The sequence below is a fragment of the Cellulomonas sp. Leaf334 genome, from assembly GCF_001424195.1.
In the GTDB taxonomy this organism is placed as follows: domain Bacteria; phylum Actinomycetota; class Actinomycetes; order Actinomycetales; family Cellulomonadaceae; genus Cellulomonas.
Genome location: NZ_LMOO01000005.1, coordinates 740,890 through 759,594, shown reverse-complemented (window position 1 = coordinate 759,594; position 18,705 = coordinate 740,890). Strand labels below are relative to the sequence as shown.

At 72.7% G+C, this 18,705-nt stretch carries 16 protein-coding genes and 1 tRNA gene; 5 read left to right on the top strand and 12 right to left on the bottom strand.

Annotation, left to right across the window (positions count from 1 at the left end):
- The first annotated feature begins 127 nt into the window (after positions 1-127).
- The 3 genes from ASF78_RS13885 to ASF78_RS13875 all read left to right on the top strand — a co-directional run bounded on the left by ASF78_RS13885 (position 128) and on the right by ASF78_RS13875 (position 4,380).
- Positions 128-1,195, top strand: coding sequence for an IniB N-terminal domain-containing protein (locus ASF78_RS13885; RefSeq protein WP_056590297.1), 1,068 nt, complete (start codon positions 128-130; stop codon positions 1,193-1,195).
- Positions 1,196-1,267: 72 nt separating this feature from the next.
- Positions 1,268-3,103: a dynamin family protein gene (locus ASF78_RS13880; RefSeq protein WP_235518576.1), complete on the top strand. Its 1,836-nt coding sequence runs from the start codon at positions 1,268-1,270 to the stop codon at positions 3,101-3,103.
- The gene (locus ASF78_RS13875; protein WP_056590295.1) at positions 3,100-4,380 is read left to right on the top strand and encodes a GTPase; all 1,281 of its coding nucleotides are present in this window, start codon (positions 3,100-3,102) and stop codon (positions 4,378-4,380) included. Before ASF78_RS13880 ends, ASF78_RS13875 begins: the two co-directional genes overlap by 4 nt.
- Here the strand turns inward: ASF78_RS13875 and ASF78_RS13870 are convergent.
- The 9 genes from ASF78_RS13870 to ASF78_RS23075 all read right to left on the bottom strand — a co-directional run bounded on the left by ASF78_RS13870 (position 4,355) and on the right by ASF78_RS23075 (position 12,593).
- Entirely contained in the window at positions 4,355-5,032 is a 678-nt protein-coding gene (locus ASF78_RS13870) for a hypothetical protein (RefSeq protein WP_056590292.1), read from the bottom strand. The two genes, ASF78_RS13875 and ASF78_RS13870, sit on opposite strands and share 26 nt — an antisense overlap.
- Before the next feature lie 58 nt (positions 5,033-5,090).
- Positions 5,091-5,164, bottom strand: a tRNA-Leu gene (locus tag ASF78_RS13865).
- Positions 5,165-5,240: 76 nt separating this feature from the next.
- Positions 5,241-6,728, bottom strand: a complete 1,488-nt coding sequence (locus ASF78_RS13860) for an NAD(P)/FAD-dependent oxidoreductase (RefSeq protein ID WP_056590289.1) — start codon at positions 6,726-6,728, stop codon at positions 5,241-5,243.
- Positions 6,729-6,798: 70 nt separating this feature from the next.
- Positions 6,799-8,283, bottom strand: a complete 1,485-nt coding sequence (locus tag ASF78_RS13855) for a GH1 family beta-glucosidase (RefSeq protein ID WP_082495052.1) — start codon at positions 8,281-8,283, stop codon at positions 6,799-6,801.
- Between the two features lie 116 nt (positions 8,284-8,399).
- Positions 8,400-9,512 carry a hypothetical protein gene (locus tag ASF78_RS13850; RefSeq protein ID WP_056590286.1) on the bottom strand — a complete coding sequence of 371 codons (1,113 nt, stop codon included), beginning with the start codon at positions 9,510-9,512 and terminating at the stop codon, positions 8,400-8,402.
- Positions 9,509-9,838 (bottom strand): PadR family transcriptional regulator, encoded by a 330-nt coding sequence (locus ASF78_RS13845; RefSeq protein ID WP_055917522.1) that lies wholly within the window; start codon positions 9,836-9,838, stop codon positions 9,509-9,511. The genes ASF78_RS13850 and ASF78_RS13845 overlap by 4 nt, the downstream gene beginning before the upstream one ends.
- A gap of 345 nt (positions 9,839-10,183) precedes the next feature.
- Positions 10,184-11,137, bottom strand: a complete 954-nt coding sequence (locus ASF78_RS13840) for a Ppx/GppA phosphatase family protein (RefSeq protein WP_082495101.1) — start codon at positions 11,135-11,137, stop codon at positions 10,184-10,186.
- Positions 11,138-11,331: 194 nt separating this feature from the next.
- Complete coding sequence (locus ASF78_RS13835; RefSeq protein ID WP_156374170.1) at positions 11,332-11,832, bottom strand: DUF501 domain-containing protein; 501 nt, start codon at positions 11,830-11,832, stop codon at positions 11,332-11,334.
- 29 nt (positions 11,833-11,861) lie between these two features.
- Positions 11,862-12,593, bottom strand: a complete 732-nt coding sequence (locus tag ASF78_RS23075; protein ID WP_235518574.1) for a septum formation initiator family protein — start codon at positions 12,591-12,593, stop codon at positions 11,862-11,864.
- Between the two features lie 108 nt (positions 12,594-12,701).
- On the opposite strand from ASF78_RS23075, the gene ASF78_RS13825 reads away from it, so the two are divergent.
- Together ASF78_RS13825 and ASF78_RS13820 are read left to right on the top strand one after the other, a co-directional pair.
- A complete protein-coding gene (locus ASF78_RS13825) occupies positions 12,702-13,052 on the top strand; it encodes a PadR family transcriptional regulator (protein ID WP_056590276.1) in 351 nt (116 codons plus the stop codon).
- Positions 13,049-13,612 carry a hypothetical protein gene (locus ASF78_RS13820; RefSeq protein ID WP_156374169.1) on the top strand — a complete coding sequence of 188 codons (564 nt, stop codon included), beginning with the start codon at positions 13,049-13,051 and terminating at the stop codon, positions 13,610-13,612. The genes ASF78_RS13825 and ASF78_RS13820 overlap by 4 nt, the downstream gene beginning before the upstream one ends.
- Before the next feature lie 52 nt (positions 13,613-13,664).
- On the opposite strand, the gene eno is transcribed toward ASF78_RS13820, so the two are convergent.
- From eno to pntB, 3 genes are all read right to left on the bottom strand, one after another.
- The gene (gene eno / locus ASF78_RS13815; RefSeq protein WP_056590269.1) at positions 13,665-14,945 is read right to left on the bottom strand and encodes a phosphopyruvate hydratase; all 1,281 of its coding nucleotides are present in this window, start codon (positions 14,943-14,945) and stop codon (positions 13,665-13,667) included.
- Positions 14,946-15,146: 201 nt separating this feature from the next.
- Complete coding sequence (locus tag ASF78_RS13810; protein ID WP_056590266.1) at positions 15,147-17,180, bottom strand: endo-1,4-beta-xylanase; 2,034 nt, start codon at positions 17,178-17,180, stop codon at positions 15,147-15,149.
- 131 nt (positions 17,181-17,311) lie between these two features.
- Positions 17,312-18,703 (bottom strand): Re/Si-specific NAD(P)(+) transhydrogenase subunit beta, encoded by a 1,392-nt coding sequence (gene pntB, locus ASF78_RS13805; protein ID WP_056590263.1) that lies wholly within the window; start codon positions 18,701-18,703, stop codon positions 17,312-17,314.
- Positions 18,704-18,705 lie beyond the last annotated feature (2 nt).

Here is an 18,705-nt window from a genome sequence, read left to right as displayed (position 1 = left end):
CCCGGAGCCTGCGGTCCCCCAACGGACCCCTCACGGGAGGGGGGTGACCCCCGATGGACACCCGTCCGAGTCTCCCTAGCGTTCGAACCGACCCGACACGGATCGGCACACGAACGAAGGGGAGCCCATGTCCAGCGTCGCGAGCACACTGCTCGACTTCATCCTCAACCTCCTGCGCGACCCGGAGACCGCCGCAGCCTTCGCGCGGGACCCGCAAGGCACCCTCGAGGACCACGGCCTCGGCGACATCACCTCGGTCGACATCGAGGACATCATGCCCGTGCTGATGGATGCGTCGCCGTCGAGCTTCGACCGCGCGTACGAGACCGGTGGCAACACCCTCAGCGCCATGCAGTCGTCCGCGGGCGGTGGCGGCACGGCCGGTGGCGGAGGCGGCGCCGGAGACGGCGGAGGGTCGGCCGCGCTCGCGGGCGGGGGCAGCATCGGCGTGAACGCGGCGATCCCCGCGCTCCAGCAGGTCTTCCAGACCTACACCTACAACACGACGTCGATCGACGACCGCGACACGATCGTCGACTCCTCGGTCAACCAGAACATCTGGGCGGACGGCGACGTCGACCAGATGTTCGACCTCGACACGGTGACGGCGTCGGGCGGCGGCGTGGCGGCCGGTCGCGACGTGTCCGGCACGGTCGTCGTCGGCGACGAGAACGTCGTGGGCGAGGGCAACGCGGTCGGCAACACCGACAACTCGAACCAGGGCAACACGAACGGCTCGTACAACCCGACCGACTCGTACAACGACAACTCCGACAACTCCGTCGACGACCACAGCGACAACTCCGACGACGACGGGGTGGACAACGACAACTCGCACAACGACAGCTCGACCGACGACCACTCCGATAACTCGACGGACGACCACAGCGACAACTCGGACGACGACGGCATCGACGTCGACAACTCCGGCAACGACAGCTCSACCGACGACCACWSSGAGACSGACAACTCGGTCGACGACCACAGYGAGACSGACAACTCGGTCGACGACCACTCCGAGACCGACAACTCCGTGGACGACCACTCCGAGACSGACAACTCCGACGACGACGGGTTCGACGTCGACAACTCCGGCAACGACTCGTCGACGGACAGCTCGGACGACGACTTCATCGACGACGACAGCTCGTACTCGGACCAGTCCGACGACGACTTCGTCGATGTCGACGTCTGACCGCTCGCACCACCGACCGGCCCGGGGACCTGGCAGCCCGGGCCGGTCGGGCGCGCGCATGGAGGAGCTGCCGTGCTGTCCCTGATGGACCTGCTCGACCGCGCCGAGTCGCTGTCCGGCGACGCGGACCGCGCCGACCTGCTCGGTCGCCTGCGACAGGCCCGGCGGCGGCTGCACGACCCGCACGTCCGCGTGCTCGTCGTGGGCGAGCTCAAGCAGGGCAAGAGCCAGCTGGTCAACGCGCTGGTCAACGCACCGGTGTGTCCCGTCGACGACGACGTCGCCACGTCCGTCACCACCGTCGTGGGCTGGTCGGCCACGCCGACGGCGGTGCTGCTGGGCCTGCCCGCGCCGGCGGACGGCACGGTCGACCTGGACCCGACGCGGCTGCGCCGGACCACCGTCCCCATCGACGCGCACGCGCGGTGCGTCGCGGAGCGCCGCGCCCCGGACGGCTCCTCGGTCGAGTGCTCCGAGGTGGGCCTGCCGCGGCACGTGCTGGCGGGCGGCCTCGTGCTGGTGGACACGCCGGGCGTCGGGGGGATCGGCTCGGCGGACGGCGCGGCCACGATGTCGGCGCTGCCGTCGGCGGACGCGGTCCTGCTCGTCTCCGACGCGGGGCAGGAGTACTCCGCGCCCGAGATCGAGTTCCTGCAGCAGGCGCTCGCGGTGTGCCCGAACGTGGCGTGCGTGCTCACCAAGACGGACCTGTACCCGCACTGGCGGGCCGTGGCCGAGCTGGACCGTCGTCACCTGCAGCGCGCGGGGGTGCGCGCCCCGCTGTTCCCGGTCTCCTCGACGCTCCGCCTGCTCGCCGCACGCCGCCAGGACCGGGACCTGCACGACGAGTCCGGCTTCCCCGAGCTGGTCCGCTACCTGCGCGACGACGTCGTCGACAACGCGGGCGTGCTCGCGAGGCGCTCGGTCGCGCACGACGTCCTGACCGTCACCGACCACCTGCTCATGGCGGCCCGCGCCCAGCTGGCCGCGCTGGAGGACCCGGCCGCCGGCGAGACGCTCATCGCCGGCCTGCAGACCGGCCGGCAGAACGCGGGTGACCTGCGCCGACGCAGTGCGCGGTGGCAGCAGCTGCTCCAGGACGGCGTCACGGACCTGACGGCGGACATCGAGTACGACCTGCGCGACCGGCTGCGTCGCATCGGTCGCGAGGCCGAGGAGGCGATCGACGGGTCCGACCCCGGCCCGGTGTGGGACGAGTTCGACGAGTGGCTGAGCCAGCGGGTGCGCGCCACCGTCGCGGCGAACTTCGTCTGGGCGCACGAACGTGCGCAGTGGCTGGCCGCGCAGGTCGCCGCCCAGTTCGACGCCACCGACGCCGCCCTGCCGGAGCTCGTCGAGGGGGACGACGGCGAGGCGCTGGAGCTCGTCGCGCGACTGGAGCGCGTCGAGGTGGAGCACGTCTCCCGCACGCAGAAGGTCATCGTCGCGCTGCGCGGCTCGTACGGGGGTGTCCTGATGTTCGGCATGGTCACCGCGATCGCGCTCGGCATGTCGATCATCAACCCGATCTCGGTGGGCGTCGGCGTCATCCTGGGCGGTCGGGCCTACCGCGAGGACAAGGCCAACCGGGTGCGACGGCGTCAGACGGAGGCCAAGGTCGCGGTCAAGCGGCACCTCGACGAGGTCGTGTTCCAGGTCAGCAAGGACTCCAAGGACCGGCTGCGGCGGCTGCAGCGCGTGCTGCGCGACCACTTCACCACCCGCGCCGACGAGCTGGTGCGGTCGCTGGACGAGTCGATCCGGTCGGCCCGCGAAGCCACCCGGGCGGCCCCCGGTGAGCGCGCCGACACCCTCGACGACCTGCGCCGACGCGTCGCCGACCTGGAGCAGCTGCACGCCGACGCGGAGCGGTACGCGCTGCCCGCGCTCGAGGCGGTGCCGGCATGAGCGACGAGGACGACCGCGCCAGGACCACCGGTCGGCGGCGTCGGCAGGCCCGCGAGCTCGACGGGCCCCTGCGCCCGACCGCGCGCCGCGCCCGACGGCTCCTCGGAGCGGCGGCGGACGCCTGCGCGGACGACCCCCTGGTCGAGGCGGAGCTGCGGGAGCTGCAGGAGCGCTTCGAGAAGCCGCTGACCGTGGGCCTCGCCGGGCTCATCAAGTCGGGGAAGTCGACCCTGCTCAACGCGCTCGTCGGAGCGCGCATCGCCGCCTCGGACGCGTCCGAGTGCACGCAGACCGTCACCTGGTACCGGTGGGGGGCGACACCCCGGGTGGCCGTGCACCCCCGGTCGGGCCGGTCGTGGGAGAGCCCGGCGATGGCCGGCCGGACCGGGCTGCAGGTGGACCTGCGCGGTGCACCCGTCGACGAGATCGACCACGTCGACGTCTGGTGGCCCGCACCGGCGCTCCGCACGCGCACCCTGATCGACACCCCCGGCCTGGACGCCCTGTCCAGGGTCGCGTCGCGCCGGTCGCAGGAGTTCCTCGCGACCGACGCGGTGACCTCCGCCGTCGACGTCGTGGTCTACCTGCTGCGTCAGGTCCGGCGCGCGGACCTGCGCTACCTCGAGGACCTCGCGCGCCTGCGCGGGGACGACGCGGTCGCGACCACGATCGCCGTCGTGGCACGCGCCGACGAGGTCGGCGCGGGGCGGATCGACGCCCTCGTGTCCGCCGAGCGGCTCGCCCGCCGCCACCGCGAGAACCCCGACGTGACCCGCCTGTGCGGGGTCGCCCTGCCGGTCGCCGGCCTGCTCGCCGAGACCGCCCAGACCTTGCGCCCGAGCGAGGCTGCCGACCTGCGCGCGCTCGCTGCGCTCGACCGGCACGTGGTCGAGGAGCTGCTGCTGTCCGTGGACCGCTTCCGACGCCCCTCGCTGTCCGTGCCCGTGTCCGCGCACGCCCGTGCCGAGCTGCTCGACCGCCTCGGCATGTTCGGCGTCCGGACGTGCCTGGCCCTGCTGCGCGGCAACCAGCTCGACGCCGCCGCCCTGACCGCCGAGCTGTCCCGCCGCAGCGGGGTGGAGGAGCTGCGCCGCTCGCTCGACGTCGCGGTCGAGGGCCGCGACCGGCGCTTCACCCGCGATGGGCTCGGCCGGATGCTCGACCTGCTGGAGCACGACGACCGGGCTCCCGAGGTCGTCCAGGAGGCCCGCCGGCTGCTCGCGGCGACGCGTCCGCTGCACTCGGAGAGCGTCAGCGCCGCCGCCGCAGCTCCGTGAACCATCGCCCGGCCGGCGGCGCGGCGAGCACGACCGAGCCGAGCAGGGCGAGCACGGCCTGCGCGAGGAGCGCCACCCGGTTGAGGTCGTGGACCAGCGAGACGTCGGGGTCGGCCAGGACGTCCTGCACCAGCAGCACCGTCGCGGCACCGAGCAGACCGAGGAGCACCAGTGCCCAGCGGGCCCCACCGTGACCGCCTGCCGTGCGGATCACGAGCACCAGGTGCACCAGCCACACGAGGACGAGCCCACCGACGAGGACCCAGACGAGCACGCTCGCGGCGTCCTGCGCGGTGCCGAGCGTGGTGGTCGGGTCCCGCTCGAGGACCTCGGCGGCGAAGCGGTCGCGCAGCGCCGGCTGGGACCGCACGATCGACCCCGCCGCGAGCAGCCCCGCCGCGAGGCTCCCGACCCACAGGCTGATGCCCGTCGAGACCGCGCCGGGCATCGCAGGAGGCGCGCTCGTCGCGACGAAGCCGACGCCGCCGACCTCGGGTCGCGGTGGGGGCGCGAGGCCGGGCACCGGCGGACGCGGCGGTGGTGCGCTGCCGACCACCTCGTCCGTCGGGGGCGTGGTGGCGTGGTCGACCGGTTCCGTCGGGGCCCGCGGCGTCGCGCGGCCCTCCGGTTCGCGCGGCGCCGCCGAGGACATGCGTCCCACGCTAGCCGGACCGTCCTGCGACGTGCGGGCGAAAGCGCGGAGGCGATCGTGCCCCCGCCGGGGTTCGAACCCGGACTGTGCCGGGTTTAAGCCGGCTGCCTCTGCCAGTTGGGCTACGGGGGCTGCGAGCCATCCTGCCAGCCGTACACGCACGCGAGCCCTCGACCCGTCTCGGGTCGAGGGCTCGCGTCAGGGCTGGTCAGGCGGTCCTGGCGGACTTCTTCTTCGCCGGCGACCCCGGCTCCGCCTTCTGGGGCGGGAGGGCCGGGTCACCCTCGCCCGGCTCGACCGCCCGCGGCTTGGGCGGCACCGACGCGGCCCGGAACTCGGCCCGCGGGTCGTGCAGGCTGCCAAGCGCGACGACCTCGCGACGCAGCAGCAGCGCGCCGGTCCACCCGGCCGCGATGCGGATCTTGCGGTTCCAGGTCGGCATGGCCGCCACGTGGTACGAGCGGTGCAGCACCCACGCGAGGAAGCCGCGGACCTTGATGCGGCCGAACATCTGCGCGACACCCTTGTACATGCCGAGCGACGCGACGGCACCGATGTTCTTGTGCTTGTAGTCGGTCACCTCCGCCGAGCGCAGGACGCGCGCCAGGTTGTCGCCGAGGTGGTTCCCCTCGCGCAGCGCGTGCTGGGCGTTCGGGGGGCACATCTGCCCGGGGTTGAACAGGTCCGGGACGGCCGCGCAGTCACCTGCCGCGTACGCGTCGGGCACGACCGCACCCTCGGCGTCGACGACCTGGAGCGCGGCGTTGCAGGTGACCCGCCCCATCTTGTCGAGCGGCAGGTCCGAGTCCTGCAGCACCGGGTTGGCCTTCACGCCGGCCGTCCAGACGATGGTCTCCGCGTCGAACTCGAGCTTGTTCGACAGCACCACGTGACCGTCGACGCAGCTGTTCAGGAACGTCGACAGGTGGATCTCGATCTGCCGCTTGCGCAGCTGCTCGAGGGTGTACCCACCGAGCTCCTCGCTGACCTCCGGCAGGATGCGCGGCGAGCCCTCGACGAGGACGAAGCGCAGCTCCTCCTGCTCGATCGCCTTGTAGTACTTCACCGCGGCGCGGGCCATGTCCTCGACCTCGCCGAGCGCCTCGATGCCGGCGAACCCGCCGCCGACGAAGACGAACGTCAGCATGCGCCTGCGCAGCTCCGGGTCCCAGGTGCTGGCCGCCAGGTCGATCCGGTTGAGCACGTGGTTGCGGACCGCGATGGCCTCTTCGACGTTCTTGAAGCCGATGCCCTGCTCCGCGAGCCCCGGGATGGGCAGCGTGCGGGCGACCGACCCGAGGCCGACGACCAGGTGGTCGTAGGTGATCCAGTACGGGTCCCCCTCCTCGGGGGTGATCTGGACCGTGCGGCCGGCATGGTTGATCTCGCTGACCTTGCCCTGCAGCACGTCGACGCCCTTGAGGGCCCGGCGGTGCGGGGCGACGATGTTGCGGGGGTCGATGGACCCGGCCGCGGCCTCCGGCAGGAACGGCGCGTACGTCATGTACGGGCGGGGGTCGACGACGACGATGGCCGCCTCCCGCTTGCCGAGCCGCTTGCGCAGCCGGCGCGCCGTGTACAGGCCCACGGTTCCGCCGCCGAGGATCACGACACGGGGAACCTTGCGCGGCTTGCCCGGACGGGCCGCCGCAACCGTGCTGGTCGTGGTGCCGACATCGGAGACGGGGGTAGGCATGCCTCAACGGTAACGGCGCAGGAGGGTGAACGCCCCACCAGAAGCCGGTGATGATGCGCACACCGGGAACTCAGGAGGGCGGTACCTCGTTCGCGCGGACCACCGCCGAGTACCACTCCATGCTCGCCTTGGGCGTCCGCTCCTGCGTCGCGAAGTCGACGTGCACCAGGCCCCAGCGCTGGCTCATCCCCTCGGCCCACTCGAAGTTGTCCAGCAGCGACCAGGCGTAGTACCCGACGAGCTCGACGCCGTCCGCGATCGCCCGTGCCGCCTGCTGCAGGTGCGCCCGCAGGAACTCGAGCCGCTCGACATCGTCCGTCGTGCCCTCGGGTGTCCGGTCCGGGATGCCGTTCTCGGTGATGAGCAGCGGCGGGGCGTCCGGGTAGTCGATGAGCAGGTCGATCAGCAGGTCGTACAGCCCCTCGGGATGCACCTGCTGCCACACCGCAGCCGACGTCGGGTACAGGTCGACCTGGTTGGCGAACTGGTCGACCCCCGTGACCCCGTAGTACTGCACGGCGAGGACGTCGAGGGGTGCGGCGATGACGTCGAGGTCGCCGTCCAGGACGAGGTCCGCGAACGCCCCGGCGTCCGCCGGCAGCTGCCCTGGCTCGGAACCGATCGCGTCCGACGGGTAGCGCCCCAGCAGGACCGGGTCCAGGAACATCCGGTTCTCCACGGCGTCGGTGTACACGGCGGCCCGGTCCGACTCCCGGTTCGTCGGGTAGACGGGCAGGAGGTTGAGGGCGATCCCGATCTGCCCCGCGGCCCCGCCGGCCCGGAACGCCTGGACGGCGCGACCGTGCGCGAGCAGCTGGTGATGGATCGCGGCAGCAGCCTGGTCGTCGTCGGTGATCCCCGGAGCGTGCACGCCCCACCGGTGCCCGACGTACGCGGTCGTCTTCGGCTCGTTGATGGTCAGCCACGTGGCGTCGACGTCCCGCAGCGCGTCGAACATGATCGCCGCGTACTCCCCGAACCGGTCCGCCGTCTCGCGCACCGCCCAGCCGCCCGCGTCCTGCAACGCCTGCGGCAGGTCCCAGTGGTACAGCGTGATCGCGGGGTGGATCCCCCGGGCCAGGAGTCCGTCGACCAGGCGCCGGTAGAAGTCGACACCCGGCTGGTTGACCGCGCCGGAACCCGTCGGCTGGATGCGGGGCCACGCCACCGAGAACCGGTAGGCCGCCAGCCCGAGGTCCGCGATCAGGTCGAGGTCCGACTCCCACAGCCGGTAGTGGTCGGCGGCCGGGTCACCCGTCGACCCGTCGCTGATCCGCCCCGGCGTCGCCGCGAACGTGTCCCAGATCGACTGCCCGCGCCCGTCCGCCGTGGTCGACCCCTCGACCTGGAACGAGGACGTCGCCGCACCCCACACGAACCCCGCGGGGAACGCCATGGGCTCGGCGGGCGGCTGCCACCCGGTCGGTGCCGTCGGGGTCGGCGTCGACGTGACCGGCCCGCCGGACGTGCACGCCGCCAGGATGCCGGCAGCGGCCACCCCGCCACCGAGCTGCAGGACGGCACGACGGTCCAGCCGAGGGTCACGGGCGGGCATGGCTCTCCTCTTCGAGCGCCGACGGGGAAGGGATCGCTGGGAGCGTTCCCACGGCCCATCATCTCAGCCCAGGGCCGTCGGCGGCACCCGTTTCGGGAGGATGCCGCCGACGGTGATCACGGCGTGCTGGTCGGCGACGGGACGGGGCCCTCCGCGCCGATCGCTGCGTCCGGGGCGTCGTCGAGCGCCGGGGCCTTCGCGAACGGCCACGGCGGCGTCGTCGCGGTCGACCCCGACGGCAGCACCTGCAGCCCCTCGTCGTCGTACGTGAACTCCGACGTCGGGGCACCCTGCAACGGGTACACGTTCCAGCGGGCACGGCCGTCCGAGTCCACCCGGCTGACGAACGACCAGGGTTCCGTGGCCTCCGGGAACCAGTACTGCTCGAAGCCGTTGTCGAACGTCGTGCGCACCGGGCGGCCGCGGTCGTCGTACACCTGGACGTCCGTCAGCGGGTTGCCCTCCGCGTCGTACACGAACAGGTTGCTCACCTGCATGCCGTCGACGACGACACCGTCGACCGCCTTGTCCTGGATGATCGTCTGCGGGTCGCCGCCGCCCAGGACGCCCGCCTGGTAGGAGTCGTAGACGGCCTCCCGGTCGCCCAGCCAGTCCTGCGCCGAGCCCAGCAGCGGCAGCACGGCGACGACGGCGACGACGTTGGCGGTCGTCGCGACCCACGCCACGCTGCTCCCCCGGAACCACGCCCCGCGACCCCACTGCACGCTCAGGACCACGAAGCCGACCAGCACCAGGAACGCCGGCAGGTTGTGCGGGAACCACCCCGACACCCCCGCCATGCTCGCGACGAGCTGGTAGACGACCCACCCGCGCAGCAGCCACCAGACCGGCCGCAGAGCGACCAGGAACGACTCGACCGGCGGCCACCACGCCTGTGCCCGCAGCCGCCGCAGGGTCCAGCGGCCGAGCCGCCGTGCGTCCTGGACCGGGTCGCCCATCGGCAGGCCGGACCGCGCGGCCGCCGTCGCCGGCGCCAGCCCGGCGGCGGCCCGCAGCTCCGCGGCGTACTCCTCGGGCGGCCCGAACTGCTCCAGGACCCCGCGACCGTGCGCCACGTGCCGCTCGTCGTCCAGCGCCTCGGCCAGGTCCGCCTCGAGGTCGTCGGTGAGGTCGTCGACCTGCTCCGGGCCCAGGTCGGCGAGGCTCCGACGCACCGCCGCCGCGTAGCCGGCGACGTCCAGCGCGTCCGTGGTGTCCAGCACGCTCATCGCACGACCTCCGTCTTGAGCAGGCGGCCCATCGTGCCTGCGAACTCCTGCCAGTCCTTGCGCTGCGCCTCGAGCATCGCCCGGCCCTGCGCGTTGATGCCGTAGTACTTGCGGTGCGGCCCCTCGTCGCTGGGCACCACGTACGACGTGAGCGCTCCCGACGAGTACAGGCGCCGCAGCGTCCCGTAGACCGACGCGTCCCCGACCTCCTCGATGCCCGCGGCGCGCAGCCGACGGACCACGTCGTAGCCGTACCCGTCCTCGTCGGAGACGACGGCGAGCACCGCCAGGTCGAGCACGCCCTTGAGCAGCTGGGTGGTGTCCATGGGTCCTCCGGGTCCGCGACCCTCCGCCGACCGCCCGGCAGGGCGGCCCACGACACCGGGCCGGCGAGCTTGGTGCGGGAACCCCCTCCGGTCCCCGCAGGGCAGACGCTATTACACAGTGCGCACTACTGTCCAGAACGCACCAGGCGTGTCGCCGCCCGCGCATCTCTCAGCCGCAGCGTCCGAGGATGTGGCTGCCCCGACGCGCAGATGCTCGGACGTCCCGCACCCCCTGACGTGGGCGTCCGAGGATGTGGTCGACAGGGCAGCCACTTCCTCGGACGTCCGCGGGTTCGGTCGTCAGGACGCTCGATCACGCGGACGTCCGCACTCGGGGGCCGTGCGTCAGCGGGTGGCGATGCTCCAGGCGATGCCGTCGAGGATGTCGTGCTCCGACGTGACCACCTCGGTCAGCTGCCCACCGGCGGCGGCGACCTCGTCACGGACGCGACGGACGACGTCCGCCCACACCAGGGCACCCGCGCCGATGACGTCGACCCGGCCGGGGTGCATGAAGCCCAGTGCTGCGCGGTCCTCACGGGACCGGAGCAGGAGGTCGTCGCACGCGGCGAGGACGACGTCGACCGGGAGCACGGACCCGTCGATGACCTCGGCGTCGTACGCGGGGAGCCCGAGCCCATGGGCGGTCACCGTGGTGACGGTGCCCGCCAGGCCGACGAGCGTGACGGTCTTGCCGAGCGGGACGACGGCCGACGCGGTGTCCAGCGCCGCCGCGACGTCGGTGTGCGCCGCGGCGATCTCGGCGGTGGTCGGCGGGTCGCTGCGCAGGTGCCGCTCGGTCATCCGCACGCAGCCGACGTCCATCGAGAACGCCGCCTCGGGCGTCGACGTGCCCAGCACCAGCTCCGTCGAGCCGCCACCGAGGTCGACCACGAGGAACGGTCCCGGGTGCTTCGCGCCGAGCACGCCCGTGGCCCCGCGGAAGGAGAGCTCGGCCTCCTCCTGCCCCGCGACGACCTCCGGCTCGACGCCGAGCGCGGCCCGGACGCCGTCGACGAAGTCAGCACGGTTCTCCGCGTCGCGCGACGCCGACGTGGCGACGAACCGGACCGCCTCCACCCCGAGCCCCGTGCAGACGTCGTTGTACCGACGGGCGGCGTCGAGGGTCCGCGCGAGCGCCTCCGGGGCGATCCGCCCGGTCCGGTCCACGCCCTGGCCGAGCCGCACGACCTCCATCCGCCGGTCCAGGTCCACCAGCGTCCCGGCGTCCGGATCGACGTCGGCGACGAGCAGTCGGATCGAGTTGGTCCCGCAGTCGATGGCAGCCACACGCGTCACGCGCACCATCCTCGCACCGCTCGCCCACCTCCACCGGCACCGTCCGAGGACATGGCAGCCAGGACCGCACGACAGTCAGCTCCGGCCGTCCGAGAACCCGCAACGTCCGAGGTAGTGCGCGCCATAGCGCGCAGATGCTCGGACGTCCGCACATTCGGTCGTCGGGGCGCCCGGCGCGGACGTCCCGTGGTGCGTCAGCAGGTGCAGCGGTCCGGGCGCCAGTCGTCGTGGATCAGGGTCAGGGCCTCGTCGCCGATCGGGTTGACGCCCGGGCCGGCTGCGAGGGCGTGGCCGACCAGGACGTGCAGGCACTTCACGCGGGTCGGCATGCCGCCGGCGGAGATGCCCGCGATCTCCTCGACGTGCCCGAGCGCCTCGCGGTCGACCAGGTAGGCGTCGTGGGCGCGTCGGTAGGCGGCGGCGAGCTCCTCGTCGTCGGCGAGCCGGGCCGTGAGCTCCTTCATCAGCCCGCCGGCCTCCAGCGTGCTCACGGCGGCGACCGCCGGCGGGCAGGTGAGGTAGTACGTCGTCGGGAACGGGGTGCCGTCGTCGAGCCGTGGGGCGGTGCGGACCACGAGGGGGCGGCCGCAGACGCAGCGGGCAGCGATGCCGACGACGCCGCGCGGGGGCCGGCCGAGCTGCTCGGCGAGCACCGCGAGGTCCTGGTCGGTCACGGTGTCGAAGGAGGGTGCCACAGGTCGATCCGTTCGTGCTGGGGGTCCGGTCAGCCGCCGGCGGGCGGCGCGGGCGTCCCATTGTCGCCCGGCGTCACCGCATCCTCCGCCTCGGGCACGGGCGTCTCCCCCGCGACCTCGACCGACTCCCAGACGTTGGCGTACCAGGGCAGGGTGGACCCGGCGTCCAGCGCGGTCGCGGGACCCTCGGCGGCGGGCGGGGTGTCGGGGACGGTCTCGGGGTCGATGACCCGGAACGCCTTCTCGCCGGGCATCACGAACGAGAGCCGTTCACGCGCCTGTGCGCGCACGAACGCGTCGTCGTCCCAGCGCGCCAGGTCGGCCTCGAGGTCGTCGTTGCGCTCGCGGGCCGCCTCGACCTCGGCCCGCAGCTGGTCCACCTCGACGCGCTGCTCCAGGTACGCGTGCAGCGTCGGGTACACCAGGACGAACGCCAGCAGGAGCACGCACGAGAACACCATCGTGCGGATGGTGAACAGTCGCGGCACCCGGACCTGCACGCGCTCCGCGCGCGGGGTGCCCCGGGGCGGGGTCGGCGTCCCGCGCGTGGCGGGGCGGCTGGCGGAGGGTCGCGACGAGGACGGCTTGGGCGACGACGAGGGGGTGGGTCCGACGCGAGGGACCGCCCCGGAGCGGGGTGCCGACGGCCGGCTGCCCGCGCTCCCCCGCGGTACGCCGCCCGCGGGCGTGGGCGTCCCGGACCGGGGTGCCGCGCGCCGACCGGGGGCGCTCGGGGACGCCGGGCGTCGGGGGGCAGACATGGCGTCGATTGTGCCCCGTACCGCCCCGACCTGCCCGGATATCGGCTGCCGTGGCGCGCCGGACCACCCATTGACAGGTTCCATGCGTCGCTCGGTACCATGCGTCACATGGAACCGGACGGATCGGATGCGCACGCGGTGCTCACCCAGCTGCGCCGCGGCACGCTCGAGTACTGCGTGCTCGCCCACCTCGACCGCGGGCCGTCGTACGGCCAGGACATCGCCCGCGCGCTCGGCGGGGACGACATCCTGTTCGGGTCGGAGGGCACGCTCTACCCCCTCCTGACGCGGCTGCGTCGCCGCCGCTGGGTGGACACCACCTGGCAGGAGTCCCCCACCGGACCGCCCCGCCGCTACCACGCGCTCACCGACGAGGGCCGGGACGCGCTGCGTTCGTTCGTCGCCGTCTGGGAGCCGTTCCGCACCGGCGTGGACCACCTCCTGAAGGGCATCGCGTGATGCGTACCGTCCCGCCGCTCGTCGCGGCCTACCTCGCCGACCTCTACCGCCGCCTGTCCGGCGCCGACCCGGCCGAGCGGGCCGACATCGTCGACTCCGTCCGCGAGCACATCGACGTCGCGCTCGACGAGCTCGAGCACGAGCCGACGAGCGACGACGTGCGGCGCGTCCTCGCGGACCTGGGCACGGTCGACGCGGTCGCCGCCGCCTGGAGCCCGGACGCGCCACCCGACCCGACGGTCCGCCGCTCGGTCACCGACTCGCCCGGCGGCATCGTCCTCGTCGCGCTCGGGGGCTCGATGCTCGGCCTGGTGCTCGCCCCGGTCAGCCTGGCGCTGCTCGTGATCCCGCTGGCGGTCCTGGTCCTCGCGGTCGTGGCCTCGGTCGGCTGGGTCCGCAAGGGCGCCGGCTGGAAGGCCTGGCGGACGATCTTCGTCGCCACCGTTCCGGTCCTGCTGGTGACCGGTGTCGTCACGGTCGGGCTCACGGCCGTCTTCTCGACCACCGAGTCCGTCGGGGGCGATCCGCAGCCGATCGTCTCGGCACCGCCGGCCCCCTGACACGCCGGAGGCCGGCCACCCGAGCGGGTGACCGGCCTCCGAGGGTCGTGCGTCAGGCCGTGAACCGCGGGAAGGCGGAGCGACCGGCGTAGCGCGCGGCGTCGTCCAGCTCCTCCTCGATGCGGAGCAGCTGGTTGTACTTGTTGATGCGCTCGCCACGGGCGGGGGCACCGGTCTTGATCTGGCCGGCGTTCGTGGCCACCGACAGGTCGGCGATCGTGGTGTCCTCGGTCTCGCCGGAGCGGTGCGAGGTCATCGTCGTGAAGCCGCTGCGCTGGGCCAGCTCGACGGCGTCGAACGTCTCCGTCAGCGTGCCGATCTGGTTGAGCTTGACCAGCAGCGAGTTGGCCGACTTGAGCTCGATGCCCTTGCGGAGACGCTCCGGGTTGGTGACGAACAGGTCGTCGCCGACGATCTGCACGCGGTCGCCCACCTCGGCGACGAGCTGCGACCAGGACTCCCACTCGTCCTCGGACAGCGGGTCCTCGATGGAGACCAGCGGGTAGTCACGCACCAGCTGCTCGTAGTACGTGATCATCTCCTGCGGGGAGTGCGCGCGACCCTCGAACTGGTAGGCGCCGTCCTTGAAGAACTCGGTGGCGGCGACGTCGAGCGCGAGGCCCAGGTCGACACCGGGCGTGAAGCCGGCCTTCTCGATGGCGACCAGGATCAGGTCGAGCGCCTCACGGTTGCTGCCCAGGTTCGGGGCGAAGCCACCCTCGTCGCCGAGGCCCGTCGAGAGGCCCTTGCTCTTCAGCACGGACTTCAGCGAGTGGTAGACCTCGACACCGGTGCGCAGCGCCTCGCGGTACGTGGCCGCACCGATGGGGGCGACCATGAACTCCTGGATGTCGACGTTGGAGTCGGCGTGCGACCCACCGTTGAGGATGTTCATCATCGGGACCGGCAGCACGTGGGCGTTGGGGCCGCCCAGGTAGCGGAAGAGCGGCAGGTCGGCCGAGTCAGCGGCTGCCTTGGCGACGGCGAGCGAGACGCCGAGGATCGCGTTGGCGCCGAGCTTGCCCTTGTTGGCGGTGCCGTCGAGGTCGATCAGCGCACCGTCGATCAGGCGCTGCTCGGTGGCCTCGAAGCCGATGAGCTCGGGGGCGATCTCGTCGATGACGGCGCTGACGGCCTCCTCGACACCCTTGCCCAGGTAGCGGGCGGAGTCGCCGTCGCGGCGCTCGACGGCCTCGAACGCGCCGGTCGAGGCGCCGGAGGGAACTGCAGCACGGGCGATGGTGCCGTCGTCGAGTGCGACCTCGACCTCGACAGTGGGGTTGCCGCGCGAGTCGAGGATCTCGCGGGCGCCGACGGCCTCGATGCTGGCCATGGGTGCTCCTTTGGAAGCGGGTGGGTTTACGACCTCACCCTAGTGGCGTCCGAGGAGGGGCGTACCGGGACCTTCGTCCGCTGGACACCGCTCGAGGGTGCCGCACGACGAGCCCGACGACGACCGGCGCGCGGGTTCTCGACACCGCACCGGCCGACCGCCCCCACGGTGCAGGGCGGTCGGCCGCGACGTCACCTCACGTCACGACGAGGCGCACGCGGCACCGTTGAGCCGGAAGTCGCTCGGAGCGGTGGGCGCGCCGGGGTGCGAGGCGTTGAAGCCGATCTCCGTGCTCGCGCCCGGGGCCAGCCGGCCGTTCCAGGACGCGTTGGACGCCGTGACGACCGTGCCGGCCTGCGACCACTGCGCGCTCCAGCCCTGCGTGACCTGCTGTCCTCCGGAGAACGTGAACGTCAGCGTCCAGCCGTCGACCGTCGTCGTGCCGGTGTTCGTGACGCGGACGTTCGCCGTGAGGCCGGTGTTCCACGCGTTCGACGACCACCGGACGGTGCACGCGGCCGGACCGCTGGTGGGCGTCGGCGTGGGCGTCGGGGTGGGCGTGGGCGTGGGCGTCGGGGTCGGGGTCGGGGTCGGTGTGGGCGTGGGCGTCGGGGTCACGCCGATCCGGGACGGGTCGACGATCCCCCAGAACGCCGGCTTGGCCTGCAGCGCACCGTCGAAGAGCAGCGGCGCGGCACCGGCCCGCAGCCACGTCCGCGAGTCGTCGACACCCCAGATCGTCACGGACTCGAACGACGCCGCGTGCCGCTTGAGGACCGTGACCAGGTCGCGGTAGTAGAGCGCCTGCTGCAGCAGCCGGTCGGCCGGCGGCGTCGTCCAGCTCTCGCCACCGTGCAGGTACGTCGAGACGTCCAGCTCCGTGACGGCCTGCCGCACGCCGAGCGCCTCGAACGCGGTGATCGTCGCCTCGACATAGCTCAACGACCGGCCGACCTCGACGTGCAGCTGGTGACCGACGCCGTCCACCGGGACACCGTCGGCCAGCAGCGACCGGACGAGCGCGACGTACGGCGTGCGCTTGTTGGGGTACTCGCTGTTGTAGTCGTTGATGAACAGCTCGACCTCGGGACCGAACGCCGCGCGGGCGTACCGGAACGCGTCGGCGATGTAGGACGGTCCCAGGATCCGGTACCACTCGCTGCGCCGCAGCCCGTCGGACTGGCTCTCGTCGATCACCTCGTTGACCACGTCGAACGCGAAGATCGGGTTGCCGGGCGTACCGAACTCGCCGTACGCGGTGCGGTAGTGCTCGGCGATCGCCTCGATGTGGGTCTGCAGCCGCGAGCGCAGCAGCGCCTGGTCGGCGGAGCTCGTCGTGAGCGCGGCGCCGTCCCGCTGGAAGAACCACGCGGGTGTCTGCTGGTGCCACAGGAGCGTGTGCCCGTACACGCGCTGATCGTGCGCCAGCGCGAAGTCGACCAGCAGGTCGGCGTCGTCGAACCGGAACGTCCCCTCGGTGGGCTGGATGGCGTCCGGCTTCATCTGGTTGCCGGGGGTGATCTGCGCGGCGTGGTGGGCGACGAGGTCGCCACGGCCGGCGAGCACGTCGGCGGGCTCCACCGCGAGGCCGAACGGGAACCACGGCGCGAGCGTCTGGTCGAGCTGCGGAAGCGCGAGGTCCGGCGTGGCACGCGTCGCGCTGACCACGACGTCGTCGACCAGGATGTCGGTGAGCGACGACGTCGACTCGACGTACAGCAGCGCGGTGTCGAACGGACCCGGCGTGTAGCTGGCCACGACCTGCTTCCACGCACCGTTGGTGACGCCGGTGGCGGTCGCGACGGTGTCGTAGGACGAGGCGCCGCCGACGTCGCGCTGCACGGACACGCGCAGGTCGGCGTAGCCCGTGCCGGTGGACGGCAGCCGCAGCCAGAGCCCGATCGTGTGGGTCACGCCGGGCTCGAACGCGTCGGTGACATCGATCCCGGCGCCGTGCCAGGTGGACGTGCGGCCGGTGACGAGCAGGCTCTGGGTGCCGCGCGGCGCCTCGGTGGACAGCGCGACCGTGGGCGCAGGCCCGCGGGCCACCCAGCCGTCGGGACCGTCCTCGAAGTCGGCCTGCACGACGACAGCGGGCGACGCGGCGCGCGCCGGCCCGGCGAACGGGGCCGCGACCAGCGCGAGCATCGCCAGGGCGATGACGAGCAGTGCCGCCAGGACGCTCACGACGAGCGGGGCCGGCACCGCTGCTGTCACAGGGGCAGGACGAGGCATGGCGACGCTCCTTCGCGACGGGGACCCGGCGACCGAACCGCCGGGACACGCGCCGGACGCTAGGGAGGCAACGCTCTGCCGCGCCAGCGGTGAATCGGTTCGGGTGCGATCCTGGCGCCCGGACGCGCAGGTCAGGCCTGGTGAAGCGCTTCGACGATCCGCTCCGTCTGCTCCTTCGCGTCCCCGAACAGCATCGAGGTGTTCTCGCGGAAGAACAGCGGGTTCTGCACGCCCGCGTAGCCGGTGGCCATCGAGCGCTTGAACACGATGACGCGCGCGGCCTTCCACACCTCGAGGACGGGCATGCCGGCGATGGGCGACGACGGGTCGTCGAGGGCGGCCGGGTTCACGGTGTCGTTGGCGCCGATGACGAGCACGACGTCGGTGTCGGCCAGGTCGCCGTTGATCTCGTCCATCTCGAGCACGATGTCGTACGGGACCTTGGCCTCGGCGAGCAGCACGTTCATGTGCCCGGGCAGCCGGCCGGCGACCGGGTGCACGCCGAACCGGACGTCGACGCCGCGGGCGCGCAGCTTGGCGACGAGCTCCGCGACGGGGTACTGCGCCTTCGCGACGGCCATCCCGTACCCGGGCGTGATGACGACGCGGCGCGCGTCGGCGAGCAGCTCGGCCGCCTCGGGCGGCTTGATCTCGTGGTACTCCCCGAGCTCGGCGTCCGATGCCGCGACCGTCCCGCCGACCGTGCCGTACCCGCCGAGGATGACGCTGATGAAGGACCGGTTCATGGCCGTGCACATGAGGTAGCTGAGGATCGCACCGGACGAGCCGACGAGCGCGCCGGTGACGATGAGCAGGTCGTTGCTGAGCATGAAGCCCGCCGCGGCGGCCGCCCACCCGGAGTACGAGTTCAGCATCGACACGACGACCGGCATGTCGCCGCCGCCGATGGACGCCACCAGGTGCCAGCCGAGCGCGAGCGCGACGACCGTCATGAGCAGCAGGGGCCAGACGCTCCCGGAGCCGAGGAACCACGCCAGCAGCACGCCGGACAGCACGACCATGCCCAGGTTCAGCCAGTTGCGGCCGGGCAGCACCATGGGCGCGGAGCTGATCTTCGTCGAGAGCTTCAGGTACGCCACGATCGAGCCGGTGAACGTCACGGCGCCGATGAGCACCCCGAGGAACACCTCGACCAGGTGCGCCGGGTCGGACGGCTCGGTGAGGAACGAGTTGTACCCGACGAGCACGGCGGCGAGCCCGACGAACGAGTGCAGGATCGCGATGAGCTCGGGCATCTGAGTCATCTCGACGCGACGCGCCTGCCAGGTGCCGACGGTCGCGCCGATCAGGAACACCACGAGGATGAGTGACGCCGTCACGGAGACGGGCCGCTCGGAGCCCTCCAGGGCGAGCGCGACGGTCGCGACGAGCGCGAGCGCCATGCCCACCATGCCCGCGAGGTTGCCGCGCCGGGCGGTCTCCTGCTTCGAGAGTCCGGCGAGGCTGAGGATGAACAGGACGGCGGCGGCGAGGTAGACAGCCTGGGCCACGGAGGTCAGCACGG

What these genes read in the sequence shown, in the direction of transcription:
- ASF78_RS13875 (WP_056590295.1), top strand. Translation starts at nt 3,100, where the DNA reads ATGAGCGACGAGGACGACCGCGCCAGGACCACCGGTCGGCGGCGTCGG.
- ASF78_RS13870 (WP_056590292.1), bottom strand. Translation starts at nt 5,032, where the DNA reads ATGTCCTCGGCGGCGCCGCGCGAACCGGAGGGCCGCGCGACGCCGCGG.
- ASF78_RS13860 (WP_056590289.1), bottom strand. Translation starts at nt 6,728, where the DNA reads ATGCCTACCCCCGTCTCCGATGTCGGCACCACGACCAGCACGGTTGCG.
- ASF78_RS13855 (WP_082495052.1), bottom strand. Translation starts at nt 8,283, where the DNA reads ATGCCCGCCCGTGACCCTCGGCTGGACCGTCGTGCCGTCCTGCAGCTC.
- ASF78_RS13850 (WP_056590286.1), bottom strand. Translation starts at nt 9,512, where the DNA reads ATGAGCGTGCTGGACACCACGGACGCGCTGGACGTCGCCGGCTACGCG.
- ASF78_RS13845 (WP_055917522.1), bottom strand. Translation starts at nt 9,838, where the DNA reads ATGGACACCACCCAGCTGCTCAAGGGCGTGCTCGACCTGGCGGTGCTC.
- ASF78_RS23075 (WP_235518574.1), bottom strand. Translation starts at nt 12,593, where the DNA reads ATGTCTGCCCCCCGACGCCCGGCGTCCCCGAGCGCCCCCGGTCGGCGC.
- ASF78_RS13825 (WP_056590276.1), top strand. Translation starts at nt 12,702, where the DNA reads ATGGAACCGGACGGATCGGATGCGCACGCGGTGCTCACCCAGCTGCGC.
- eno (WP_056590269.1), bottom strand. Translation starts at nt 14,945, where the DNA reads ATGGCCAGCATCGAGGCCGTCGGCGCCCGCGAGATCCTCGACTCGCGC.
- ASF78_RS13810 (WP_056590266.1), bottom strand. Translation starts at nt 17,180, where the DNA reads ATGCCTCGTCCTGCCCCTGTGACAGCAGCGGTGCCGGCCCCGCTCGTC.